This window comes from Pseudomonas flavocrustae (genome assembly GCF_029872515.1).
In the GTDB taxonomy this organism is placed as follows: Bacteria; Pseudomonadota; Gammaproteobacteria; order Pseudomonadales; family Pseudomonadaceae; genus Chryseomonas; species Chryseomonas aestiva.
On the sequence record NZ_JAPDIQ010000001.1, the window covers coordinates 889,830 to 914,536 of the forward strand.

Genomic DNA, 24,707 nt, shown 5'->3' on the forward strand with positions numbered 1-24,707 from the left:
TTTGATTTTTTAGAATTGGTCTTGCCAGATTGGGGCCGGATTCGCACGTTGCTCGCAGGCCCGGCGGGGGCAGTCCTCACTCAGGCGGAGGCTTTCGCAACAGCGACGAGGCGTACGAGGCGGGAAAATGAAAACGGCCACAGGCAAGGCTGTGGCCGTCTTGATCGAGTGCCGTGGTCAGAGGCGCCGGTGGGACCGCCGGACTCGTCGCCTGCCGCTCTGGGCGAGGCGACCAGCGGACAGCACTGACGCCTTGCTCAGGCAGGAGCCGCGTCGGGCTTGAGTTCGAGGCGCTCGAAGCGGCGGGCGAGCACGGTGTAGGCGAAGATCCCCAGCACGCCATGGGCAGCAACGAACCAGAGCGCCAGGTCGAAGGAGCCGGTGCGGGCGAGCACCAGCCCGATCACCACCGGGGTGACGATACCCGCCAGATTGCCCAGGCCGTTGAAGACGCCACCGCTCAGACCCACCATGCTCTTCGGCGCCGTGTCGGACAGCACCGCCCAGCCGACGGCGGCCAGGCCCTTGCCAAAGAAGGCCAGCGCCATCAGCGCGATGACCGTGGCATTGGCCTCGGCGAAGTTGCAGAGCACCAGGGTGGTGGAGAGTGCCATGCCGGTCACGAAGGGGATCTTGCGGGCCAGCGAGGGGTGGGTTCCGCGGCGTATCAGGTAGTCAGACAGCATCCCGCCCAGCACGCCGCCGCTGAAGCCGCAGATGGCCGGCAGCGCCGCGACCCAGCCGGCCTCCATGATGGTCATGCCGCGGCCCTTGATCAGATAGATGGGAAACCAGGTGATGAAGAAGTAGGTGAGGGCGGTGATGCAGTACTGACCCAGGTAGATGCCCCACAGCGTCCGCTGAGTGAACAGTTGCATGATCTGCCGCCCCTTGGGTCTTTCCCGCTGGCTGATGCGCTGCTGCTCCAGATCGACCAGGGCGCCCCCGTCGCTCATGGTCGCCAGTTCCGCGGCGGTCAGGCGGGGATCGCTCAGCGGCTCGCGGTAATAGGCGAACCACACCAGGGTCAGCAGCAGGCCCAGGGAGCCCATCCAGAGAAAGACGTTCTCCCACCCGAGGGCGTGGGTCAGCCAGGCCATCAGCGGGGTGAACACCACCACCGCCATGTACTGGGCCGAGTTGAACAGGGCCGAGGCCGTGCCGCGCTCACGGGTGGGAAACCAGCAGGACACGATGCGGTTGTTGGCCGGGAAGGCGGGTGATTCCACCAGGCCGAGCATGAACCTCAGGCAGAACAGCGCGACCGCCGCCGAGGCGCCGGCGAAACCCAGGCCGCCTACCGTGCCCTGGAGCAGGGTGAACACTGACCACAGCAGCAGGCTGCAGCCATAGACCCGCCGTGCGCCGAAGCGATCCAGCAACCAGCCGCCAGGGATCTGGCCGAGGGCATAGGCCCAGGCGAAGGCCGAGAAGATCAGGCCCAGGGCCATGGGGTCGATGCCCAGCTCGGCGATCACCCCGGTACCGGCGATGGAAAGGGTCGCCCGGTCGGCATAGTTGATGACGGTGACCAGGAAGATCAGCGCCAGCACCGCGTAGCGATGGCGTCCGAGGGCGTTGGTAGCGGTAGTGGCGAGCGGCGAGGTGAGGGGCTTGCTGTGCATGTCTGGGGCGCCTCCGTGTTGTTATTGTGCAGGGCGACAGGCGGCTGCCTAGCCGACGGCGGCTTCGCTGGCGAAGCACTCGGCGAGGTGGCGCAGGACGATCTCGCCCATGGCCAGGCGGGTCTGCTCGGTCGCGCTGGCGTGGTGTGGTTGCAGCACGACGTTGTCGAGATCCAGCAGGGCCGGCGGGACGTGGGGCTCGTCGGCGAAGACGTCCAGGCCGGCGCCGGCGATGCGGCGTTCCTGCAGCGCCCGTACCAGGGCCGGTTCATCCACCAGCTTGCCGCGGGCGACGTTGATGAAATAGCCCTGGGGTCCCAGCGCCTCCAGCACCTCCGCGGTGATCAGCACCCGTTCCTGATCGGCCGAGGCGGCGAGGATCAGCGCATCGCTGTCCCGCGCCAGGGCAAGCAGATCCGGCTCGTGGCGATAGGGGAGCTGGAGCTGCGCCTGGGGATCGGCATAGGCGATCCGCATGTCGAAGGCCGTGGCGCGTCGGGCGATCGCCCGGCCCACCTGCCCCAGACCGATGATGCCCAGGCGGATGCCCGTCACCTTGCGCGCCAGCGCCTGTGCCGTCTGGCCCCACTGGCCCGCCCGGACCAGCCGCTCTCCCAGGCCGAGGTCGCGCAGGGTCATCAGCAGCAGCCCCAGCGCCATGTCGGCGACATCGTCGGTGAGGACCCCGGGTGTCGTGGTGACCCGGATGCCACGTCGCGCGGCTTCGTCCAGATCGACGGCGTCGGTCCCCACGCCGGCGACGGCCACGATCTCCAGCCTGGGCAGGCGATCCATCAGCGTCCTGGCGCAGCCCCTGGCGCCGCCGGTCACGACCCCGCGAATACGGGGGGCGACCTCGTCCAGCAGCGCCTCGGGATCTTCGGCGAGATCGAGTCGGTGAATCTCGTAGGCTGCCCGGAGTCTCGCATCGATGGGGGCGGGTACGGCCTGGGTAAGCAGCAATGCAGTCATGGTGGAGTCTGATCCTTTGCCGGATGTTGCCGCCGAGCATAGGAACTGCATCGATATACGTCTAACATAGATGCTGGATGGATTGATGCGCGGATTGAATCGTGGAATTACATCAGTTGCGCTGCTTCGTCGCCGTCGCCGAGGAGTTGCACTTCGGCCGTGCCGCCCGGCGGCTGTTCATGACCCAGCCGCCGTTGAGCCGGCAGATCCAGCTGCTGGAACGTGATCTCGGTGTCCAGTTGCTGGAGCGCTCCAACCGCCAGGTACGCCTCACCGCGGCGGGCGTCGGCTTCCTGCGCGACGCCCGGCACGTCCTGCTGTTCGCCGAGCGGGCGGGAGAGACCGCCCGCAGTCTGGCACGGGGCAGCAGCGGCCGGCTCAGCCTGGGCTTCACCGCCGTCGCGGGTTATCGCCTGATCCCCGAACTCGTGCGGCACCTCCAGGGCGCCCTGCCGGAAGTGGATCTCGTGCTGCAGGAACAGGTCACCACCGACCAGACCGAGACGCTGGCCGCGCAGATGATCGACGTGGGTTTTCTACGCCAGCTGGCGCCGCGCGGACCGCTGCGGGGAGAGCGGGTCTGGCGGGAGCCGCTGCTGCTCGCCTTGCCCCTTGGCCATCCGCTGGCGGCACAGCGGGCGGTGTCGGTGCGGGCGCTGGAACATCAGCCCTTCGTCATGTATTCGCCCGGCGAAGGTCGCTATTTCTACGACAGCATTGCCGGCCTCTTCGCCAGTACCGGTGTCCGGCCACGCTTCGTTCAGCACTTGGGCCAGACCCATTCCATCCTGGGCCTGGTCCGCGCCGGGGTTGGCGTCGCGTTGTTGCCGGCATCGGCGGCGCATCTGCACGTCGATCAGGTTTGCTTCCGTCCGCTGACGGACGCCGAACTCCACGCGGAGGTCTGGATGGCCTGGCGAGAAGACAACAGCAATCCCGCCTTGCCGCTCTTTCTGCATCAGGCGCGCCGCTACTTCATCCACGATCCGGAGGCCGAGGAGGCATCCTAGCGCACGGGCGCAGCCGCGCCGGCACGCGCCGGGCGGGCGTCGCGGAAGCTGACCAGAAAGGCCAGCAGCACGCCCAGGGAGAACACCGCCGGGAACAGCCAGATGCCCTGCCAGTCGTGGCCGGCGGCGCTGGCATAGTGATCCGAGACCATCCCGGCCACCCGGAAGCCGACCAGCATGCCCACGCCATAGGTGGCCAGGGTGATCAGGCCCTGGGCCGCACTCTTGTTCGCTTCGCCGGCCTTGGCGTCGGTATAGATCTGCCCGGACACGAAGAAAAAGTCGTAGCAGACCCCATGCAGGGCGATGCCGAGCAGCAGATAGGCGAGGGCGTCACCCTGGGCACCCAGGGCGAAGCAGCCATAGCGCACCGCCCAGGCCAGCATCCCCACCAGCAGGGTGCGCTTGAGGCCGAAGCGGCGGATGAACAGCGGCAGGAGCAGCATGAAGCCCACCTCGGACACCTGGCCGAGGGTCATCATGCCGGTGGGGTTGGCCACCCCCAGCTCGGCGAGAAAGAGGTTGGCGTTCTGGTAGTAGAAGGCCAGCGGAATGCAGATCAGCACCGAGGCGGCAAAGAACACCGCGAAGCTGCGGTCCTTGAGCAGGCGCAGGGCGTCCAGGCCGAGCATCGCGCCCAGTCCGCCGCGGGTGGCCGGCAGCGGCGCGGTGCGCGGCAGGCTGAAGCTGTAGAGGCCGAGGAGGAGGGAGGCCGCGGCGCCGAGCAGGAAGGTGTTGCGCAGGGCGCCGGCGGCGATGCCGCTGCGGCTGTCCCAGGCGAAGACGAAGCTGATCGCGAGGCCCGCGGCGATCCAGCCCAGGGTGCCCCAGACGCGGATCCTGGCGAACTGCCGGGCCGGATCGGCCAGGTGGCGGAAGGCCACGGAATTGGCCAGCGCCAGGGTCGGCATGTAGCAGAGCATGTAGGCCAGCACCAGCGGATAGAAGGTGGTGAAGTCGGCCGCCGCATAAAGTTGGTAGAGCAGCACCGCACCGGCCAGGTGCAGCAGGCCGAGGATGCGCTCGGCGTTGAAGTAGCGATCGGCGATCAGGCCGATCACGAAGGGCGCCAGGATCGCGCCCCAGGACTGGGTGGCGAAGGCCTGGCCGATCTGGCCGCCATTGGCGCCCAGGGTGTTGCCGAGAAAGGTCGCCAGGGTGACGAACCAGCTGCCCCAGATAAAGAACTGCAGGAACATCAGGGTGCTCAGGCGTAGCGAAAGTGCGTTCATCGTCGTTTCCTTGTTGTGGGTTATGTGACGAAAAAACGAGGGGGTCCTTACTCCAGGCCGAGCATTCGCCGATTGCGCGCCGGATCGGCCTCGCTGCCGGCGAAGTCGTCGAAGGCGCGGGTAGCCGGCTGGATCAGGTGCCGCTGGATGAAGGGCGCTCCTTCGGCCGCGCCCTGGGACGCGTCCTTGAGGCAGCACTCCCATTCCAGCACCGCCCAGCCGTCGAAGCCGTACTGGGTGAGCTTGCTGAAGATGGCGCCGAAATCGACCTGGCCGTCGCCCAGGGAACGGAAGCGCCCCGGCCGCTCGGCCCAGTCCTGGTAGCCGCCATAGACGCCGCTGCGCGCATCGGGACGGAATTCCGCGTCCTTGACGTGGAACATGCCGATGCGCGCGTGATAGCGGTCGATGAAGCCCAGGTAGTCCAGCTGCTGCAGGACGAAATGGCTGGGGTCATAGAGGATCCGCGCCCGGGGATGGTCGTCGACCGCCGCCAGGAAGCGCTCGAAGGTGGCGCCATCGTGCAGGTCCTCGCCAGGATGCAATTCGAAGCAGAGGTCGATGCCTTCTTCGCCGTAGACGTCGAGGATGGGGCGCCAGCGACGAGCCAGCTCGGCGAAGCCTTCGTCCACCAGACCCGCCGGCCGCTGCGGCCAGGGATAGACATAGGGCCAGAGCAGGGCGCCGGAAAAGCTCGCCACCGCCTTGAGACCGAGGCGGCGGCTGGCCTTGGCGGCCAGCTTGAGCTGCTTGACCGCCCAGGCCTGGCGCTCTTCCGGGCGGCCGCGCAGTGCCGGCGGGGCAAAGGCGTCGAAGGCCTCGCTGAAGGCCGGATGCACGGCGACCAGCTGTCCCTGCAGGTGGGTGGAGAGGTCGCTGATGGCCACTCCGGCGTCGGCGCACTGCCCGAGCAGTTCGTCGCAGTAGTCCTGGCTGGCGGCGGCGCGCTCCAGATTCGGGCACTGCCGGCCCAGCGTCGGCAGCTGGATGCCCCGGTAGCCGAGGTCCGCCGCCCAGCGCGCCAGGTTGGGCAGGGTGTCGAAAGGCGGCTGGTCATCGAGAAACTGGGCGAGAAAGATCGCCGGGCCCTTGAGGCCGGGACGAGCGTTGGCGGCCATGTTCAGGCTCCTGGGGTCGGTAAGGGGGTCCAGGCGCCCTGGCGCCGATGGCTGGCCAGGGCGGTTTCGATAAAGGCCAGCCCGCGCCAGCCCGTATGGATGCCAGGCAGGCCTGCCGCGGGATCGGCGGGATCGCGAATGGCCGCGGCCAGCTGGCGATAGAGATTGGCCAGGGCTTCGAGATAGCCCTCCGGGTGCCCGGCGGGCAGGCGCAGGCGCTGCTGGGTGCCGGCACTCAGCCAGGGCAGACCGAGGCCGGCGCGCAGGTCCTGCGGCGGTTGGTCGAGGCTGCGCTGTAGCAGGCTGTTGGGTTCCTGCTGCCGCCATTCCAGACTGCCGCGCTCACCGTAGAGGCGGATGCGCAGGCCATTTTCCTCGCCGATGCAGACCTGACTGGCCAACAGGCTGCCGCTGGCGCCCGCGGCGGTTTCGAACAGCACCATGACATCGTCGTCCAGCCGCCGACCGGGCAGGTGGCTGCGCAGCTGGGCACTGAGACGGGTGATGGGCTGGCCGCCGATGAATTCGGCGAGGCTGAAGGCATGGGTGCCGATGTCGCCCAGGCAACCGCCCGGGCCGGAGGCGGCCGGATCGTCGCGCCAGGCCGCCTGCCGATTGCCGGTGGCGGCCAGGTCCTGGGCGAGCCAGCCCTGGGGGTATTCCACATGGATCTTGCGCAGGGCGCCCAGCTCTCCGCGGGCGACCCGCTCGCGGGCCTCCCATACCAGCGGATAGCCGAGGTAGCTGTGGGCCAGGGCGTAGCGCAGGGGCAGGGCGGCCAGCGTGTCCGCCAGGCGCTGTACCTCGGCCAGCGAGATGCCTGCGGGTTTTTCCGAGAAGACGTGGAAGCCGGCGGTCAGGGCTGCCTGGGCGATGGGCACATGGAGGTCGTTGGGCGTGACGATCACCAGCAACTCGACCCGCTGCTCGGGGGGTAGCCGGGCTTCATCGGCCAGCAGGGTCTGCCAGGAGGCATGGACCCGCGCGGGCGCCAGACCGAGTTCCCGTCCAGTCGCGCCGTTGTTGGCGGGATCACGACTGAAGGTGCCGCAGACCAGTTCGAGCGCGCCATCCAGGGCGGCTGCGCGCCGGTGGGCCGCGCCGATGAAGGCGCCCGGGCCGCCCCCGATCATGCCGTAGCGGACCTTGCCGCCGGTTTCCGCCTGCATCCTCTTACCCTCGGTTTATTGTTGTGTTGAGTGTAACCGGTTACATCTGCGGTTATTTGGAGCCCGTGGCGGTCGTTAGTCAAGCGCCCGGCGGACGTACGGCTTGCCCGCACGCAGGGCTTTGCGCACAGTGACAACCTTTCCCACGCTCACCGAGGCCGCATGTCCAACATCCGCCGGGTCGCCGAACTGGCCGGGGTATCGGTCGCTACCGTGTCGCGCACCCTGAAGAATCCCGAGGTGGTGGCGCCAGCGACCCGCGAACGGGTGCAGGCCGCCGTGACCGCGGCCAACTACCGGCCCAACGGGATGGCGGTGCAGTTTCGCTCGCGCCGCACTGGCAACCTGGTGGTGCTGGTGCCGCTGATCGCCAACAGCTTCTTCGCCCGCGTTATCGCCGGGATCCAGCAGGCGGCCCAGGCGGCGGGGTACCGGGTGCTGCTGTGCGATACCGCGGGGGACGAGGCCCGCGAGCGCGAGTACGCCGAACTGGTCTATGCGCGGCAGGCGGATGGGGTGATCCAGTTGCGCGCCTTCGATCCCTTCGCCGGTGACCCTGACGCACCGCCGGTGGTGAATGCCTGCGAGGTGCTCGCCGAGCACACCTGGCCCAAGGTGCGGCTGGACAATCGCGCCGCCGCCCGCAGCCTGACCGAACACCTGCTGGCGCTCGGTCACAGACGCATCGCCCTGATCAAGGGGCCGGAAGACAGCCCGCTGACCCTGGAGCGCCTGGCCGGTTACCAGGAGGCGCTCACCCGGGCCGGCATCCCGCCGGACCCGGATCTGCTGCACCCGGGCGATTTCACCCTGGCCGCCGGCGCCGCCGCGACCAAGACGCTGCTGGCGCTACCGGAGCGGCCCACCGCGCTGTTCTGCTGCAGCGACGAGATGGCGATCGGCGCCCTGCAAAGCCTTCGCGGCGCGGGCCTGCGAGTGCCCGAGGACCTGTCGCTGGCGGGCTTCGACGACATCGCCTTCGCCGCGTACAGCGATCCCCCGCTGACCACCATCGCCCAACCGGCGGAGGCCTTCGGCCAGCGTGCCGTCGCCCTGCTGCTGGAGATCCTCAGCGGCGCGGCGCCCACCACCCGGGAGGTGGTGCTGCCCTTCGAACTGGTGGTGCGGGGGAGTACCGGGGTCTGCCGCGGCCGCTGACACTCGGGCGCGGCAGAGCCGGCTATCGTCGCTCGGGTTGTCCGGGATCGCGCCGGACAGTTCGTCGCCCTGGAACACTGCGGCCGCTGCCCGCTAATGCGGCTCGGTCGCCAGTCTTACGGCGACTTCCTCGACCAGCTGGATGGTTTCTGCCGTCAGGGCTTCAAATTGAAAGAGGATGTCCTGCAATTCCGGGCTGCCCATATCCACTTCGCGGAGCTGATCGATTCTCCGCGTCAGCAACCGGTGAATGTTCAACAGGCAATCGCGGTCGGGATTGTCGGGTATGGCGAGGCGGTTGCTCATCCTTGTCTCCGTGTTAACTGACCACCATGACCCTCGATATCGTCTGGCAAGCGGGTTTGTTGAGGTGGTTCGTCGCCGACGACGTGCGTCAGAATGCTGCTTCCAGGGGTTGACGCAGCACCGCGGATAGCCAGCGAACAAGGTGGTGGGTGCTAGTCACCCGTTCTGCGGAACCATCGTGAATGATTCGGCGAAACCCCAAGCCAGGCTCGACGTTGATAGCACCCAGACGGTGAAGGGTTCAGGGGCAGGACTTCTTCGATCGACGAACCAGCGCTTCGCGTCAGGCCTGGCAAACATCCGCTATCCGGGCTTTCAACAGATTCGCCAGCTCATCGAAGAGGATCTGCACCGAGCGCAGCGACAGATTGTCCGGGCGGGTCAGCAGCCAGATATCGGTGTCGCAACCGGGCAGCGCCGGACCCAGGCGCTCGACGCCGTCCAGACTGCTGATCATGAAGTCGGGGAGGGCGGCCACCCCGAGACCGGCGCCGACCAGGCTGCCGACCGAGGACATGCTGCTGCAGCGATAGCGCGGAGTGAGGCTGGGGTAGGCCTGGCGCAGCCAGGTGACCGAGACGTGATCGGCCAGGGAATCGTCCGGGGCGATCCAGGGCAGTTCGGTGGCCAGCTGGCCGTAACCGGCGCGATAGCGCTCGTGGCCGCAGACGAAGTAGGAACTGCGACCGAGCCGCCGGCCGATCAGGTGTTCCGGCGGGGCGTTGGACAGGCGCAGGGCGATGTCCGCATCCCGCCGGCTCAGGCTGGCGAAGGTGTTGGAGGTGGCGACTTCCAGGGCGACCGCCGGATAGCGCGGCATGAGCTCGGCGAGCCCCGGCAGGAGCAGGCTGCGCAGCACGGCATCGGTGCAGGTCAGACGGACCGTGCCGCTGATGACGTTCTCGCCCTGGGTGAGGGCGATGCGTGCTGCCTCCAGCGCCTGTTCGGCGCGCTCGGCCTGTTCGGCGAGGGCCTTGGCGCTCTGGGTCGGGGTGTAGCCGCGGCGGGTCTTGTCGAACAGCGCCACCTGCAGATTGGCTTCGAGCTTGCGGATGGCGCGAAAGACCGTGGAGACGTCCACCTGCAACTGCTCGGCAGCCCTGGCCAGGGTCCGGCCGCGCACCAGGGCGAGGATCAGCTTGAGATCGGCATGGCCTATCTGATATTGCATCCGTGCATTCTTCCTTTGCCGATTCGCCGATATGGGTTGCGCTCATGCCAATTTATACTGGCCCAGCCCGTCGAGGGCAATCAGGTGGAAGGGCGGACCTTGGCAAAGAGGGTCGGCGCCTGCAGCAACCACCGCCCACAGCCACGCTGCCAGACCCGCACGAGCAAGCACAACCAAGCGGGCCAGCGTCAAGGATGCCTCCCATGAATTCGATATCCCCCCGCGTCGTCCAGCTCACCGAAGCCAACGGCTTTCTCAAGGAGCACCCGGAAATCCAGTACGTCGATCTGTTGATCACCGACATGAACGGCGTCATCCGGGGCAAGCGCGTCGAGCGGGCCAGTCTGTCCAAGGTCTATGAGCGCGGCATCAACCTGCCGGCCTCGCTGTTCGCCCTGGACATCAACGGCTCCACGGTGGAAAGCACCGGCCTGGGCCTGCACATCGGCGATGCCGATCGCACCTGCTTTCCCATCCCCGGCACCCTGAGCTACGAGCCCTGGCAGAAGCGCCCGACCGCGCAACTGCTGATGACCATGCACGAGCAGGACGGCTCGCCGTTCTTCGCCGATCCGCGCGAGGTGCTGCGGCGGGTGGTGAAGAAGTTCGACGACCTGGGCCTGACCATCTGCGCCGCCTTCGAACTGGAGTTCTACCTGATCGACCAGGAGAACGTGAACGGCCGGCCGCAGCCGCCGCGCTCGCCGATCTCCGGCAAACGACCGGTCTCCACCCAGGTCTATCTGATCGATGACCTGGACGAGTATGTGGATTGCCTGCAGGACATGCTCGAAGGCGCCAAGGAGCAGGGGCTGCCGGCCGATGCCATCGTCAAGGAATCCGCGCCGGCGCAATTCGAGGTCAACCTGCATCACGTCGAAGACGCCATCAAGGCCTGCGACCATGCGGTGCTGCTGAAGCGGCTGATCAAGAACATCGCCTACGACCATGAGATGGATTCCACCTTCATGGCCAAGCCCTATCCCGGCCAGGCCGGCAACGGTCTGCACGTACACATCTCGCTGCTGGACAAGCAGACCGGGCAGAATATTTTCGCCACCTATGATCCCGAGCGCCATGCGCCGCTGCGCCATGCCATCGCCGGCATCCTGGAAACCCTGCCGGCGTCGATGGCCTTCCTCTGTCCGAACGTCAATTCCTACCGCCGCTTCGGTGCCCAGTTCTATGTGCCCAACGCCCCGAGCTGGGGCCTGGACAACCGTACCGTGGCGGTGCGTGTGCCCACTGGCAGTAGCGAGGCGATCCGCATCGAGCACCGCGTCGCCGGGGCCGATGCCAATCCCTATCTGATGATGGCCTCGATCCTCGCCGGCATTCATCACGGCATGACCCAGGGCCTGGAGCCCTGCGCTCCGGTCAGCGGCAACTCCTACGAACAGCTCGAACAGAGCCTGCCGAACAACCTGCGCGATGCCTTGCGCCGGCTGGACGACAGCGCGGTGATGAATCAGTACATCAGCCCCGAGTACATCGACATCTTCGTCGCCTGCAAGGAGGCCGAGCTGGAGGAGTTCGAGACCACCATCTCCGATCTCGAATACAACTGGTATCTGCATACCGTCTAGGAGGCGTGATCATGACCGTGCTGACGCAACAGGACTGGGAGCAACGCACCCAGGCATTGACCGTCGAAGCCCGTGCCTTCATTGACGGCCGCTACCAGGCCGCCCTGGGCGGTGCGACCTTCGACGACCTGAGTCCGGTGGATGGTCGCCACCTGGCGCGGGTGGCCAGTTGCATGGCCGAGGATGCCGAACTGGCCGTACGAGCTGCCCGGGAGAGTTTCGCCCGGGGCGACTGGGCACATCAGGCGCCGGCGCAGCGCAAGCGGGTGCTGATCGCCTTCGCCGAGCTACTGCTGGCCCATGCCGAGGAGCTGGTCCTGCTGGAAACCCTCGACATGGGCAAGCCGATCAGCGACTCGCTTGCCATCGACGTGCCGGCGGCAGCCAACGCCCTGCGCTGGAGCGCCGAGGCCATTGACAAGGTCTATGACGAGGTGGCGCCCACCCCGCGCGACCAGCTGGGCCTGGTGACCCGCGAACCGGTAGGCGTGGTCGCGGCCATCGTGCCCTGGAATTTCCCCCTGATGATGGCTTGCTGGAAGCTCGGGCCGGCGCTGGCCACCGGCAATTCGGTGATCCTCAAGCCGTCCGAGAAATCGCCGCTGACCGCCATCCGTATCGCCGCCCTGGCGCTGGAGGCCGGCATCCCGGCGGGGGTGTTCAACGTGCTGCCCGGCTACGGTCACACCGTCGGCCAGGCGCTGGCGCTGCATCCGGACGTCGACACCCTGGTCTTTACCGGTTCCACCCGCATCGCCAAGCAGCTGCTGGTCTATGCCGGCGAGTCGAACATGAAGCGCGTCTGGCTGGAGGCGGGCGGCAAGAGTCCCAACATCGTCTTTGCCGACGCCCCGGACCTGAGGGCAGCGGCCGAAGCGGCCGCGGCAGCCATCGCCTTCAATCAGGGCGAGGTGTGCATCGCCGGGTCGCGGCTGCTGGTCGAGCGCTCGATTAAGGCGCGCTTCCTGGCACTGGTGGCGGAGGCGCTGCAGGCGTGGGCGCCGGGTCATGCCCTGAATCCCGACACCCGCGTCGGCGCCCTGGTGGACGAGGGCCATCTGCGCACCGTGCTGGGCTTCATCGAAGCCGGCCGCGCCGAGGGTGCGCGACTGGTGAGCGGCGGCGCGCGGGCCCTGAGCGAAACCGGCGGCAGCTACGTGACCCCGACCATCTTCGACGGGGTGGACAATGCCATGCGCATCGCCCGGGAAGAGATCTTCGGCCCGGTGCTCGCGGTGATCGACTTCGATGACGAAGAAGAGGCCGTGCGCATTGCCAACGACACCCCCTATGGGCTGGCCGCCGCCGTCTGGACCAGTAACCTTTCCCGCGCCCATCGCGTGGCCCGCGCCTTGCGTGCGGGCAGTGTCTGGGTCAACCAGTATGATGGCGGCGACATGACGGCGCCCTTCGGTGGCTTCAAGCAATCCGGCAACGGACGCGACAAGTCGCTGCACGCCTTCGACAAATACACCGAACTCAAGGCGACCTGGATCAAGCTCTGAACAGGCGCGGCGGCCCGGGCGTTCGCGCCGGAGCCGCAGGCAGAGGACTCTCACCATGCAACAACACGTCGACAGTTACTACGCGGCTTCGCGCAACCTCCACACCGAATACCCGGCGCTGCAAGACAGTGTCGACAGCGACGTCTGCGTCATCGGCGCCGGTTACACCGGGCTTTCCACCGCGCTGTTCCTGCTGGAGCACGGCTTCAGCGTGACGGTGCTGGAAGCGGCGCGGGTCGGCTTCGGCGCCTCCGGGCGCAATGGCGGCCAGATCGTCAACAGCTACAGCCGCGACATCGATACCATCGAGCGCCAGTTGCCGCCCAGGCAGGCGCAACTGCTGGGCGAGATGGCCTTCGAAGGCGGGCGCATCATTCGCGAGCGCATCGCCCGCTACGACATCCAGTGCGATCTCAAGGACGGCGGCGTGTTCGCCGCCCTGACCGGCAAGCAGCTCGGTCACCTGGAAGCCCAGCAGAAGCTCTGGGAGCGCTACGGCCATACCCAGTTGCAACTGCTCGACAAGGCCGCCATCGGCAAGGTGGTCGGAACCGATCGCTATCTGGGCGGCTTGCTGGACATGAGCGGCGGCCATATCCATCCGCTCAACCTGGCCCTGGGCGAGGCGGCGGCCGTGGCGTCCCTGGGCGGCAAGATTTACGAGCAGAGCGCGGCAGTCCGTATCGACCGTGGCGCCAATCCGGTGGTGCATACCGCCAATGGCCAGGTGAAGGCGCGCTTCGTGGTGGTGGCCGGCAACGCCTACCTGGGCGGACTGGTGCCGGAGCTGGCCGCCAAGTCCATGCCCTGCGGCACCCAGGTGCTCACCACCGAGCCGCTGTCCGAGGACATGGCGCGTAGCCTGCTGCCCCAGGACTATTGCGTGGAGGACTGCAACTACCTGCTCGACTACTTCCGCCTCAGCGCCGATCGCCGGCTGATCTACGGCGGTGGCGTGGTCTATGGCGCGCGAGATCCGGCGGACATCGAGGCGATCATCCGGCCGAAGATGCTGCAGACCTTCCCGCAGCTCAAGGGCGTGAAGATCGACTTCACCTGGACCGGCAACTTCCTGCTGACGCTGTCGCGCCTGCCCCAGGTGGGCCGCCTCGGCGACAACATCTACTACTCCCAGGGCTGCAGCGGTCACGGCGTCACCTATACCCACCTGGCGGGCAAGGTGCTGGCCGAGGCCCTGCGCGGCCAGGCCGAGCGCTTCGATGCCTTCGCCGGCCTGCCGCACTATCCCTTCCCGGGCGGGCAGCTCCTGCGCGTGCCCTTCACCGCACTGGGCGCGACCTACTACCAGCTGCGCGATCGCCTCGGTATCTGACCCTGTCCGCCCGCCGCGTACCGGCGGGTTCTCTGGAGATAAGCCATGTCCCCTATGCCCCTGATCGGCGTGACGGCGTGCCGGCAGACGCTCGGCAAATACGATTCCCATACCGTTGGCGACAAGTACGTCGAGGCGGCGGGTCATGCCGGTGTGCCGGTGGTGCTGCCGGCGCGCAGCGTGCCGAGCGACCCGCAGGCGCTGCTGGCGCACCTGGACGGCCTGCTGTTCACCGGCTCGCCTTCCAACGTCGAGCCCCATCACTACCAGGGATCGGCGAGTCTCGCCGGCACCCAGCACGATGCCGCCCGCGACGCCTACACCCTGCCGCTGCTGCGCCTGGCCATCGACCGCGGCATCCCGGTGTTCTGCATCTGCCGCGGCTTCCAGGAGCTGAACGTGGCCCTCGGCGGCAGCCTGCACCAGCGGGTGCAGGACCTGCCCGGGCATGACGACCATCGCGAGCCCCAGAGCGAGCTGCTCGCCGAGCAGTACGCGCCCACCCATCCGGTCGCGGTGCCGCCCGGTGGGGTGTTCGAACGCCTCGGCCTGCCGGCCAGCTTCCAGGTGAATTCGCTGCACAGCCAGGGCATCGCGCGCCTGGCGCCCGGGCTGCGTATCGAGGCCCAGGCGCCGGATGGCCTGGTGGAAGGGGTCTCCCTGGCCGACGCCCCGGGCTTCGTCGTCGGCGTGCAGTGGCATCCCGAGTGGAATTTCCGCGACAACCCCGAATCCCTGGCGCTGTTGGACGCCTTTCGCGACGCCTGCCAGCGCCATGCCGCCGCGCGCTAGGCACCTTGCCGCCTACGCCGGACTCTGAATAACAATTCCAACCGCAGGGCAGAGACCTATGACTGAACAGCGCAAGGGCACGCCGGCCGGCGGCTCGGATACCGCCGGGCCGGCAGCCCTGGCCGATCCGTCCGCCAAGGGCCTGGCTGCCGGCTCCCTGGGTTTGCTCGCCTGCGTGGTGCTGGGCATTTCCACCATTGCCCCCGTCTACACCCTGACCGGTGCCCTGGGGCCCACCGTGCGCGAGGTGGGCGTCTATCTGCCCGCCGTCTTCATCGTCGGTTTCCTGCCGATGCTGCTGGTGGCCCTGGGGTATCGCGAGCTGAACGCCGTCGATCCGGACAGCGGCACCTCCTTTACCTGGTCCACCCGCGCCTTCGGACCCATGATCGGCTGGATCGGTGGCTGGGGGCTGGTGACGGCCACCACCATCGTCCTCTCCAACCTCGCTGGCGTGGCGGTGGACTTCTTCTACCTGTTCCTCGCCCAGCTCAGCGGGCGGGCGGAGTTGGCCACGCTGTCGCAGCACCTGCTGGTGAACATCGTCACCTGCTGCGTGTTCATCGCCATCGCGGTCTGGATCAGCTGCCGCGGCATCGGCATGACCATGAGCGTCCAGTACGGTCTGGTCGCCCTGCAGCTGCTGGTGCTGATCGGCTTTTCCCTGGCGGCCTTCAGCGCCGCGCCGGAGGCGGCGCCGGTGGTCTTCCACCCGGAATGGTTCAATCCCTTCAACGTCGAATCCTTTTCCGCCTTCGCCGCGGGGCTGTCGCTGTCGATCTTCATCTTCTGGGGCTGGGATGTCTGCCTCACGGTGAGCGAAGAGTCGGTGGGCAGCCAGAAGGTGCCAGGGCGGGCGGCCACGGTCACGGTGCTCTTGATCCTGCTGCTGTACCTCTTCACCGCCGCGGCGACCCTGCAATTCGCCGGCATCAGCGAAGCCGGCCTGGGCCTGGGCAATCCGGAGATCCAGGAAAACGTCTTCGCCCACCTGGCCGGACCGGTGATGGGGCCGCTGGCGATCCTGATGTCCATCGCGGTGCTGGCCAGTACCGCCGCCTCGCTGCAGTCCACCTTCATCTCCCCGGCCCGCACCCTGCTGGCGATGGGGTACTACGGCGCGGTGTCGCGGCGCTTCGCCCACATCTGCCCGAGATCGCGCACGCCGCGCTATGCCACCGTTGCCGCCGGCATCGCCACCGGCGGCTTCTATGTGGTCATGCGCATCCTCAGCGACAACGTCCTGGCCGACACCATCACCGCCCTGGGCATGATGATCTGCTTCTACTACTCGCTGACCGCCTACGCCTGCGTCTGGTATTTCCGCCGCAGCCTGTTCGCCAGCCTGCGCCATGCACTGCTGCGCGGCCTCTGTCCGCTGCTCGGCGCCCTCATCCTTTCGGTGATCTTCTGGCAGACCGCCCTCGCCAGCCTCTCGCCGGACTTCGGCAGCGGCTCCCACCTCGGCGGCATCGGCCTGGTGTTCATCATCGCCGTGGTGATCCTGGGGCTGGGTCTGGCGCTGATGCTGTTCGCCCGCTGGCGTGCGCCGGCGTTTTTCCAGGGCGAGACCCTGGAGGCACTGCCGCACCAGGGCTGAATGGGGGCGGGCAGGGCGCCCGTCCCAAGGCTCAGTGACCCATGACCGCTGAACCGCTCGCCCGGGTGCCGGCGGGAAAGCCGTGGCGCCGGGCACTGGTGGCGATGGCCAGGGCGCCCAGGGCCAGCGCCACCACGGCCCAGCTCAGGGCCTGGGGGCCGATGCCTTCCAGCAACAGCCCGCCGAGGATGCCGCCCCCGGCGATGGCACTGTTCCAGGTCACCACGTTCATCGCCAGGGCCGCATCGGCACCACTCCCCGCGGTATCCGCCAAGGCGGTTTGCAGCAGGGTGGCCGCGCCGCCAAAGGTCAGGCCCCAACCGAAGACGCCCAGGTACTGCAGCAGCGCCGAGTCACGATTGAGCCCCAGCAGCAGCGCGATCGCGGCGAAGCCGGCAAGACTCACCAGCACGGCCCGCCGCAGGCTGTGATCGACGATCCGCCCGGTGATCCAGATCCCCGCCAGCGAGGCCACCCCGAAGGTCAGCAGCACCCGGTCGACCTGATCGCCCAGGCCGGCCTGGGCGACGAAGGGCGCGATATAGGTGTAGAGCAGGTTGTGGGCCAGCATCCAGGTAAAGACCACGCCGAGGATGGCGCGAATGCCGGGCGTGGCGAACACCTCGCGCAGTGGCAGGCGCTGGCCTTCGGTCTGCCCCGGATAGTCGGGCACCTTGGCCAGGACCCAGACGATCAGGCCCAGGGTGAGGGCGGACATGCAGGCGAAGGCCAGCCGCCAACCCAGCAGACCACCGAGCCAGGTCCCCAGGGGCACGCCCAGGGACAGGGCGACCGGTGTGCCGATCATGGCGATGGCCATCGCCCGGCCTTGCAGGCGCGGCACTACCAGACGCCGGGCATAGCCGGCCAGCAGACTCCAGGCCAGGCCGGCCGCGGCTCCGGCGGCGAAGCGGGCGCCCAGGGTCAGCGCATAGCTGGAGGAGAGGGCGGTGAGGGTGTTGAACAGCAGAAAGCCCAGGATGGTCGCCAGCAGCACCCGGCGGCGGCGCCAGCGCGCCGTTGCCAGGGTGAGGGGGATGGCGGCGGTCAGCGAGCCGGCGGCATAGGCGGTCACCGTCTGCCCGGCCAGGGCAGGGGAAACCTGGAGCCCCTGGGCGATCTCGGGGAGCAGGCCGGCTGGCAGGGTCTCGGTCATGATGCAGATGAAACCGGTCATGGCCAGCGCCAGCAGCGCGGCGACTGGCAGGCGTTCAGGATCGGAGGTCGCGGTCACGGGTAGGCTCCTTAGATATGTATCGATCGGTACATATCTAAGCAGCAGATGCTCTGGCTGGTCAATTAATTCTGTATCGTCTAGTATAAAAATCGAATCTGACGAGGAGTATGGCTGTGGCTCAGCTAGGGCGTCCGCGGTCCTTCGACCGGACCCAGGCAATCGATGACGCGCTGCTGCTGTTCTGGCGCTATGGCTATGAGGCGACCTCCCTGAGTCGGCTCAAGGCGGCAATCGGCGGCGGTATCACCGCGCCCAGCTTCTATGCGGCCTTCGGTTCGAAGGAGGCGCTGTTCAAGGAGGTGGTCGCCCGCTACATGGAAACCCATGGCCGGGTGAACGATCCGCTGTTCGACGAGACCCTGGCCCCGCGAGAGGCGATCGCCGCGGCCCTGTCGCGCTCCGCGCGGATGCAATGCGATGAGCGCCTGCCCAAGGGTTGCCTGGTGGCGCTCGGCACCCTGGGCTCCTATGCGGATGAAGACTCCAGCCTGCCGCTGCCCCTGCGCGAGGCCCGCGCCCGGATCCGCGCCGGTCTGCTGGCCTGCGTCGGGCGCGGTATCGCCCGCGGCGACCTTGCGCAAGGCACCGACGCTCATGCCCTGGCGACGCTGTTCGAAGGCTTTCTGCTGGGCATCTCACCCATGGCGCGGGATGGCGTGGCATTGCCGGTCATCGAGGGCGCCATCGCAATGGCGATGACGCTGTGGGACGGCCAGCGGTCTTGATCGCACGGGCATGTCGTCAGGGGGCCTGTCGTTCACCGGTGGGCGCGGCGGGCGAGAGGTCTGCCAGCGCGATGCGGTCGATGACGTCCTGATAGGGGACGAGATCGAGAAAGGCCTCGACCTGGGTCGCCCGTTCCCCGGCCATCTTGAAGATCCAGACGTATTCGTTGCGATAGGGCGCGCCATCGCGCGCCGTGGCCGTACCCATCCAGCGCACCACGACCTGGTCTTCGCTCGCCCAGATACCCTGGACCCGAGGCACGATGGGCGTGGCCAGGCGCTGCGCGAAGGGGCGTACGGCGCGCCGCAGAAAGTCCTCGCGACCGTGGTAGGTGCCCGCCGCCGGCCCGCTGCCCTGGATGGTCCAGACCACCGTGGGTGAGAGCAGGTCGTCGAAGAGACTGCCACGGCCCGCGCTCCAGTTCGCGAAGGCCCGCTCGACCAGGCGCTGGTTGCGTTCAGGGGTGGCTTCGGCGGCTGCGACACCGCTCCAGGGACCACTCAGGACGGTGAGCGACAGCAGCAGGCTGCTGGCAAGACGCTTGGCTGGATTCATGGCGGTACGCTCGCAAAGGACGGGATGAGGTAGGCAGCGGCGCCGCCAAAACGGCACCCGCCCGAAACCCACCTTAGGCCGCTGGCGGCGGCCGCATAACCGGCGCGCGACTGGACACTCCGGTTAGCGCGCCTTGACGCCAGAGGTCACGAGTCGGTTCCGGCCGCCGGATGAAGCCGGGCGGTCAGCGTCCACGCCATCTCCGCTCACCCCACCAGCGGTGGCGTCCGCGGTGGTATTTGACGCTTGGAGCCGGTTGCCTCATAGGCGGCGGCCAGGCGGAGCAGGTTGGTGTCGTCATAGGCGCGACCGGCGAAGGTCAGGCCCACCGGCATGCCGATGTCGGCCATCACGCCCATCGGCACGGTCACGGTCGGTACGCCCAGGTGGCGGATGGCGAGGTTGCCGTTGGCTACCCAGACGCCATTGCTCCAGGCGATGTCGGCCGAGGCCGGGTTGATCTCGGCATCCGCCGGCGCCACGTCGGCCACGGTGGGAAAGAGCACGGCGTCCAGGCCCTGGGCCTGCAGCCAGTCTTCCAGGTCCAGCTGGCGTGTCCGTTCCAGGCCGCGCAGGCCGTCGGGGAGGCTGGTGATCTGCTCCAGGGTCTTGAGGCCCCGTTCGGCCATGCGCACGTATTCGGCCATGCCGGCGGCCAGGTCGCCTTCCCGATTGGGCAGGGTGCCGGGCTCGTGGGGAAAGATCAGCTCGCCTTCGACGTCCACCAGGCGATTGAGCCTGGGATCGTTGTTGTCGCGCAGGAAGGTGTCGAAGCCCCAGGCGGACAGGTCCCAGAGTTCGTCATGAAGAAACTCGCTGGGGACGATCCCGCGGTTGAACACCGTGGGCGCGCCGGGGCGGTCGCCTTCGCAATTGGAGACCAGCGGGAAGTCCACCTCGATCACGCTGGCGCCGGCGGCTTCCAGCGCCGCGCGGGCCTGTTCCCAGAGGGCAATGACCGAGTCGCGGGTCTGGATGCGCTGACCGGTGGGACCGCCGATGCCGGGATGCTCGCTGGTGCCGGCGTCCGGGTCCTGGTTGATGAACATGCGCGGCACGCCCAGGCGCTTGCCGGCCAGGGCATTGGGACCGGCCGCCAGGGCCGGATAGGACGCCGGGCGTACCGCCGAGGCCGGCGGCAGCGGCACCCAGGGTTGCAGGCGCCAGAGGTCGCCGGAGGTGTCGGGATCGTCCGCCACCACCACGTCGAGCACTTCCAGCAGATCGGCCATGGTGCGGGCATAGGGCACCACCACGTCCATGGTCGGTGTCAGCGGCCAGTTGCCACGCACCGAGATGACCCCGCGCGAGGGGGTGTAGGCGCACAGGCCGTTGTTGGACGCGGGGCCGCGCCCGCTGGACCAGGTCTCCTCGGCCAGGCCGAAGGCGGCGAAGCTGGCCGCGGTGGCGGTGCCGGCGCCATTGGAGGAGCCGGAGGCGAAGGGTGCGGTCAGGTAGCCGGCGTTGTAAGGACTTTCCGCGCGGCCATAGACGCCGCGCTGCATGCCGCCGTTGGCCATGGGCGGCATGTTGGTCTTGCCCAGGCAGATGGCGCCGGCGGCGCGCAGCCGTTCGACGGTGAAGGCGTCGCGCTGGGCGACCAGGTCCTTGAAGGCCGGACTGCCGGAGGCGGCAGTGAGGCCCTTGACCAGGTAGCTGTCCTTGGCGGTGTAGGGGATGCCGTCCAGCGGTCCCAGGGTCTCGCCGCGGGCGCGGCGACGGTCGGACGCGGCGGCTTCGGCCAGGGCCTCGGGGTTGCGCACCACCACGGCGTTGAGCGCCGTGGCGCTGGCGGGCGGGTCGTAGGCGTCGATCCGGGCCAGGTAGGCCTCGACCAGTTGCACCGCAGTGGTCTGGCCGGTTTCGAGTGCGCGACGCAACTCGGCGATGGAGCGTTCGGTAACTTCGATCATGGTGGGTCGCCGTTGAGGATTCCGCGGTCCGGGGGCGGCGGCTGCCAGAGCTCCCGGGAGAAAAAAAAGCACCGGTGCAGTGTACACCCGAAGCCTGCCGGCTTCTGATTGCGCCCGCGCATGGAGGCCTTGCCGGATCGCCCATGCAGGTTGGCCTGGCGACCTCTATCCTTGGCCTGAATTGAACCTCTTCGCCATGCCTGGCGGCGATCGGCAACCGGAGTCGAGCATGTTGAAACGCCTGAGCAACGAGCGCACGGTGCTGCGCTTTTCCATTGCCGTCACGGTGCTGCTGGCGGTCGTGGGTATCGCCTTCGGAGTGCTGTCCGGCTCCTATGCCATCGTCTTCGACGGCTTCTATTCACTGACCGACGCCTTCATGAGCGGCGTGGCGCTGCTGGTGGCCATGCTGATCCACCGGCATGCGCAGGAACCGGAGGGCGATCGGCGGCTGGCCGAGCGCTTCAACATGGGTTTCTGGCACCTCGAACCCATGGTCCTGGCCCTGAACGGCAGCGTGCTGTGCATCGTGGCCTGTTATGCGCTGGTCAACTCGATCATCAGCCTGATGAGTGGCGGCAAGGCCCTGGCGTTCGGCATGGCGCTGCTCTATGCGCTGGTCGCGGCCCTGAGCTGCTTCGGTTTCGCCGCCCTCGTGCACCGGCTGAACCGCGACATCCAGTCGGACTTCCTCAGGCTCGACATCAAGAGCTGGATCATGTCGGGCAGCATCTCGGCCGCCCTGGTGGTGGCCTTCCTGGTCGGCGCCCTGGCCCAGGGGACGGCCTATGCCTGGATCACGCCCTACATCGATCCCCTGGTGCTGTCGATCATCTGCGTGCTGATCATTCCGATACCGCTGAAGCTGGTCTGGCAGGCCTTCAGCGAGATCCTCATGGTGACCCCGCCGGCGCTCAAGCAGCAGGTCGATGAAGTCGCCCGGGGCATGGTCACGCGCTTCGGCTTTCTCGACTATCGCGCCTATGTGGCCAAGGTCGGACGGGCGCGGCAGATCGAGCTGTACTTCATCGTGCCCCTGGGGTGGCCGGCCAAGACCCTGGACGAATGGGACGCCATCCGTGACCAGATCGGCGAGGCCATCGGCGGCGAGGGGCCGGACCGCTGGCTGACCATCGCCTTCACCACCGATCCGGCTTGGTCGCGCTAGCCATGTACTGCTAGCGCGCTGTGCAGAGGCGTTCGACGTCCGCGGCCAGTTGCTGGAGGATGACGCGGTCTTCGGCCTGCCCGAGTGTGGCCTCGGCCCGGGCCAATGCCAGGCGTGAATGCCGCAGGCATTCGCGCCTGATCCGCGCATCACCCTGGACCGCCAGGCGCGCGAGGGCTTTCTGCAGGCGCATGCCCACTTCCACCAGCGGCGCCGCATCGCGCCCCACCGGCAGGAAGAAGTCGTCGAACAGATCGTCCAGCGACAGGTCCGGCACTTCGATCCGCGGATAGCGGGGCTCGACCGGCTCGCGTCTTTCGGTGAGGGCGGTCAGCAGGCGTTGCGCGCGACCGAGGATGGCGATGGCGGTACCCGAGTCGCTGCGGGAGGGCACCAGTGCCCCGGTGGCGATCTCGCCCAGTACCGTCAGGCCGAAGCGCGGATCCTGGTCGTGTACCCGGCGGGCATCCAGGGTGAAGGCGGCGCGCAGGCGCTCGTCCTTTTCCGCAGGCAAGCCCTCGACCCAGAGCAACGGCTGCGCCGGATCGAGGAAGGCCCCGGGCAGGGCGGCCAGGCGCAGGCGACCCTGGTCGCCGCAGAGGTCCGCCAGCAGCGGCATGTCCACCCGTTGCAGATAACCGGTGCGGTCGGCCATGACCGGGCGGCCACTGGCGGGCTCATCGACGGGCGCCGCCACCCCGCCCAGGTAGGGGTGGGTCAGCCAGCGCTGCAGACTGTGTGTGGCGGCGTCTTCGATGCTGTCGCTGGTGGCATCCAGTTGGCCCAGTCGCGACAGATGGTCGATCCAGCGCAGCAGGGTGAAGACGATCAGCAGGATCACCACCAGGGTCACGGCAAAGAGCACCACCCGGCCGTTGTCGCCGTAGAGGCCGGTGCTCAAGGCGATGATGCCGACCAGGCTGAACAGGAAGGAGCCGAGAAAGGTGGCCAGGGCGTTCTGCGTGGTGCTGTCTTCCAGCAGCAGCGGATAGGCACGGGGCGTCACGCTACTGGCGGCGGCGTTGTAGGCCGTCACCATGGTGCTCAGCGAAAAGGTGGTCACCGCCAGCATGCTGCTGGCGATGATGGTGAGGATCTTGTCGACGGCATCGGCGCCGACCTTGGCCGGCAGCGTCGCCGGGATATGGTCCCGCAGGAGCAGGGCGAGGAGGGCGGTGGCCACGCCGGCGACCGAGAACAGCGTGGCGCGAAACCACAGGCGTCGCTGGAATCCGCGCAGGACCCAGCCCAGGCGGGCCAGCACCGGCCGTCAGCCCATGGCCGGCGGGACGGGGGTGGCGCTCAGCTGGGCGAGACGCTGGTCGGCCTGTTGCCTGAGCTTGTCGCGCATCTGCCGGGCGGCTTCGCGGGCATCGCCGGATTTTAGGCCGTTGCGGTCGGCGTCCACGGTGGTGAGCACTGCACCCAGGGCGCCATGCACCAGGCGGCCGCCGGCCAGGGTGTCGCTGCGCAGCGGTTCGACGGTGAGCGGCGTGGCGATGACGGCGAGATCTAGGGCTTCCAGGCACAGCTGAGCGGTGGCGATGGGGATCTGCACGGCGTTGGCCGCGGCCAGGTTGAGCGCCTGCTGGCGGCGTTCGCCCTCCGCGGTGGCGCCGCTGGCCTGACGATCGGCTTCGAGGTAGTTGGCGAATGCCTGGACGTCGGCATCGGCGCAGGTGCTCAGCGCTTCCTGCAGGCGCTCGCCCACGGCGATCAGGTCGGCATGGCGGGTCACCGGCTGGCGCTGCTGGCTGAGCTTCAGGCCCTTGAGGATCAGCGCGACACCCAGGCAGGCCGCTACGGTGGCCGCCGCGCCACTGCCCGGCGTGGGCAGGGTGGAGCCGGTCCCGTCGCGGAACTGGGCGAGGGTCTGCTGCCAGAGAGTAGAGGTTTCGTTCATGCCAACCGCCTGCGAGCAAAAGGGAAGGGGATTCGGTCACGACCGACCGCAGTTTGGATCGTGGGAAACGGCTGAGGTTCGCACGCTAAGTGCAATAAGGGACAGGCTTTATTTCGATTTGCGTCGTACCTTGGGAGGCGTTTCAGTTAGGGTAATCCTGAAACGGGAAGTTACAAGGAGCCTCCTGCGGATGCTGCTGCGCTCGCCTGGATCACCCGCGACACCTGCCTGATCTTCCGCTGTGTGGCCGTCATTCTGGTCGTCGTCCTGCTCATTGGCGTCACCCGTCTGCCAACCTTGCTGTCCATCCTCAATGGTAGCTTCATCGCTGGGCGACCCGCCGAGACCGTGGCCAAGAGGTTCAGCAAGGGGGAAGGTGGCATCCTCGGCGAGGCCGGCATCATCATCGCGCCGGGTTCCAGGCTTGGTGCGCTGATGGCCGAATCCGGCGCCGCCGACCGCATCGCCAGTACTTTGCTGGGACTGGGCAAGGGCCGCAGCCTGCCGTGGGGCATGGCGCGGGTGACCAAGGTGCGCGCGTCCTTCGGCCTGGAGCTCAAGCAGACCCTGGGGGTCTGGCCGGTGCCCCAGACTCTGGTTTCCATCACCGGCCTTGCAGGTACGCTAT

At 67.9% G+C, this 24,707-nt stretch carries 21 protein-coding genes and 1 pseudogene; 10 read left to right on the forward strand and 12 right to left on the reverse strand.

Annotation, left to right across the window (positions count from 1 at the left end; all coding sequences use genetic code 11):
* Positions 1–257: 257 nt before the first annotated feature.
* Both OMP44_RS04120 and OMP44_RS04125 read right to left on the reverse strand, forming a co-directional pair.
* Positions 258–1,625 carry an MFS transporter gene (locus OMP44_RS04120; protein ID WP_280306621.1) on the reverse strand — a complete coding sequence of 456 codons (1,368 nt, stop codon included), beginning with the start codon at positions 1,623–1,625 and terminating at the stop codon, positions 258–260.
* A gap of 48 nt (positions 1,626–1,673) precedes the next feature.
* Positions 1,674–2,597 (reverse strand): 2-hydroxyacid dehydrogenase, encoded by a 924-nt coding sequence (locus OMP44_RS04125; protein ID WP_280306623.1) that lies wholly within the window; start codon positions 2,595–2,597, stop codon positions 1,674–1,676.
* Between the two features lie 101 nt (positions 2,598–2,698).
* Between OMP44_RS04125 and OMP44_RS04130 the strand changes: the two genes are divergently transcribed.
* The gene (locus OMP44_RS04130; RefSeq protein ID WP_252977141.1) at positions 2,699–3,607 is read left to right on the forward strand and encodes a LysR family transcriptional regulator; all 909 of its coding nucleotides are present in this window, start codon (positions 2,699–2,701) and stop codon (positions 3,605–3,607) included.
* Here OMP44_RS04130 and OMP44_RS04135 read toward each other — a convergent pair.
* The 3 genes from OMP44_RS04135 to OMP44_RS04145 are packed head-to-tail and all read right to left on the reverse strand — an operon-like array spanning position 3,604 to position 7,126.
* The gene (locus tag OMP44_RS04135) at positions 3,604–4,839 is read right to left on the reverse strand and encodes an MFS transporter (protein WP_187979542.1); all 1,236 of its coding nucleotides are present in this window, start codon (positions 4,837–4,839) and stop codon (positions 3,604–3,606) included. The genes OMP44_RS04130 and OMP44_RS04135 overlap by 4 nt on opposite strands.
* A 47-nt stretch (positions 4,840–4,886) precedes the next feature.
* Complete coding sequence (locus OMP44_RS04140; RefSeq protein WP_280306627.1) at positions 4,887–5,957, reverse strand: sugar phosphate isomerase/epimerase family protein; 1,071 nt, start codon at positions 5,955–5,957, stop codon at positions 4,887–4,889.
* Positions 5,958–5,959: 2 nt separating this feature from the next.
* On the reverse strand, positions 5,960–7,126 hold the full coding sequence (locus OMP44_RS04145; protein WP_280306629.1) for a Gfo/Idh/MocA family protein: 1,167 nt from the start codon (positions 7,124–7,126) through the stop codon (positions 5,960–5,962).
* Between the two features lie 162 nt (positions 7,127–7,288).
* On the opposite strand from OMP44_RS04145, the gene OMP44_RS04150 reads away from it, so the two are divergent.
* Positions 7,289–8,284: a LacI family DNA-binding transcriptional regulator gene (locus OMP44_RS04150; protein WP_280306631.1), complete on the forward strand. Its 996-nt coding sequence runs from the start codon at positions 7,289–7,291 to the stop codon at positions 8,282–8,284.
* 93 nt (positions 8,285–8,377) lie between these two features.
* On the opposite strand, the gene OMP44_RS04155 is transcribed toward OMP44_RS04150, so the two are convergent.
* Positions 8,378–8,590, reverse strand: a complete 213-nt coding sequence (locus tag OMP44_RS04155; RefSeq protein ID WP_133860897.1) for a hypothetical protein — start codon at positions 8,588–8,590, stop codon at positions 8,378–8,380.
* 283 nt (positions 8,591–8,873) lie between these two features.
* Positions 8,874–9,761, reverse strand: coding sequence for a LysR family transcriptional regulator (locus OMP44_RS04160; RefSeq protein ID WP_133860896.1), 888 nt, complete (start codon positions 9,759–9,761; stop codon positions 8,874–8,876).
* A gap of 203 nt (positions 9,762–9,964) precedes the next feature.
* Here OMP44_RS04160 and OMP44_RS04165 point away from each other — a divergent pair, with 203 nt between their 5' ends.
* Genes OMP44_RS04165 through OMP44_RS04185 form a run of 5 tightly spaced genes read left to right on the forward strand, consistent with a single transcriptional unit; the run spans position 9,965 to position 16,577 of the window.
* A complete protein-coding gene (locus OMP44_RS04165; protein ID WP_280306635.1) occupies positions 9,965–11,347 on the forward strand; it encodes a glutamine synthetase family protein in 1,383 nt (460 codons plus the stop codon).
* Positions 11,348–11,358: 11 nt separating this feature from the next.
* Positions 11,359–12,852 carry an aldehyde dehydrogenase gene (locus tag OMP44_RS04170; RefSeq protein ID WP_280306636.1) on the forward strand — a complete coding sequence of 498 codons (1,494 nt, stop codon included), beginning with the start codon at positions 11,359–11,361 and terminating at the stop codon, positions 12,850–12,852.
* Positions 12,853–12,907: 55 nt separating this feature from the next.
* The gene (locus tag OMP44_RS04175; RefSeq protein ID WP_187979536.1) at positions 12,908–14,185 is read left to right on the forward strand and encodes an NAD(P)/FAD-dependent oxidoreductase; all 1,278 of its coding nucleotides are present in this window, start codon (positions 12,908–12,910) and stop codon (positions 14,183–14,185) included.
* A 45-nt stretch (positions 14,186–14,230) separates the two neighbouring features.
* Complete coding sequence (locus OMP44_RS04180) at positions 14,231–14,977, forward strand: gamma-glutamyl-gamma-aminobutyrate hydrolase family protein (protein ID WP_280306639.1); 747 nt, start codon at positions 14,231–14,233, stop codon at positions 14,975–14,977.
* 58 nt (positions 14,978–15,035) lie between these two features.
* Positions 15,036–16,577 carry an APC family permease gene (locus tag OMP44_RS04185; RefSeq protein ID WP_280306641.1) on the forward strand — a complete coding sequence of 514 codons (1,542 nt, stop codon included), beginning with the start codon at positions 15,036–15,038 and terminating at the stop codon, positions 16,575–16,577.
* 31 nt (positions 16,578–16,608) lie between these two features.
* Here OMP44_RS04185 and OMP44_RS04190 read toward each other — a convergent pair whose 3' ends face one another.
* Positions 16,609–17,754, reverse strand: coding sequence for an MFS transporter (locus OMP44_RS04190; RefSeq protein WP_280306768.1), 1,146 nt, complete (start codon positions 17,752–17,754; stop codon positions 16,609–16,611).
* Between the two features lie 173 nt (positions 17,755–17,927).
* On the opposite strand from OMP44_RS04190, the gene OMP44_RS04195 reads away from it, so the two are divergent.
* Positions 17,928–18,539: a TetR/AcrR family transcriptional regulator gene (locus OMP44_RS04195; protein WP_280306643.1), complete on the forward strand. Its 612-nt coding sequence runs from the start codon at positions 17,928–17,930 to the stop codon at positions 18,537–18,539.
* A gap of 16 nt (positions 18,540–18,555) precedes the next feature.
* Here OMP44_RS04195 and OMP44_RS04200 read toward each other — a convergent pair whose 3' ends face one another.
* On the reverse strand, positions 18,556–19,095 hold the full coding sequence (locus OMP44_RS04200; RefSeq protein ID WP_280306645.1) for a nuclear transport factor 2 family protein: 540 nt from the start codon (positions 19,093–19,095) through the stop codon (positions 18,556–18,558).
* 206 nt (positions 19,096–19,301) lie between these two features.
* Complete coding sequence (locus OMP44_RS04205; protein WP_133860888.1) at positions 19,302–21,008, reverse strand: amidase; 1,707 nt, start codon at positions 21,006–21,008, stop codon at positions 19,302–19,304.
* A 229-nt stretch (positions 21,009–21,237) separates the two neighbouring features.
* On the opposite strand from OMP44_RS04205, the gene OMP44_RS04210 reads away from it, so the two are divergent.
* Positions 21,238–22,176, forward strand: a complete 939-nt coding sequence (locus OMP44_RS04210; protein ID WP_133860887.1) for a cation diffusion facilitator family transporter — start codon at positions 21,238–21,240, stop codon at positions 22,174–22,176.
* A gap of 10 nt (positions 22,177–22,186) precedes the next feature.
* Here OMP44_RS04210 and OMP44_RS04215 read toward each other — a convergent pair whose 3' ends face one another.
* Positions 22,187–23,440 (reverse strand): DUF2254 domain-containing protein, encoded by a 1,254-nt coding sequence (locus tag OMP44_RS04215; RefSeq protein ID WP_133860886.1) that lies wholly within the window; start codon positions 23,438–23,440, stop codon positions 22,187–22,189.
* A 6-nt stretch (positions 23,441–23,446) separates the two neighbouring features.
* On the reverse strand, positions 23,447–24,079 hold the full coding sequence (locus OMP44_RS04220; RefSeq protein WP_133860885.1) for a cyclodeaminase/cyclohydrolase family protein: 633 nt from the start codon (positions 24,077–24,079) through the stop codon (positions 23,447–23,449).
* Between the two features lie 210 nt (positions 24,080–24,289).
* Here OMP44_RS04220 and OMP44_RS04225 point away from each other — a divergent pair.
* Positions 24,290–24,613: pseudogene (locus tag OMP44_RS04225) on the forward strand (GntT/GntP/DsdX family permease); the annotation flags it as partial.
* Between the last annotated feature and the right edge of the window lie 94 nt (positions 24,614–24,707).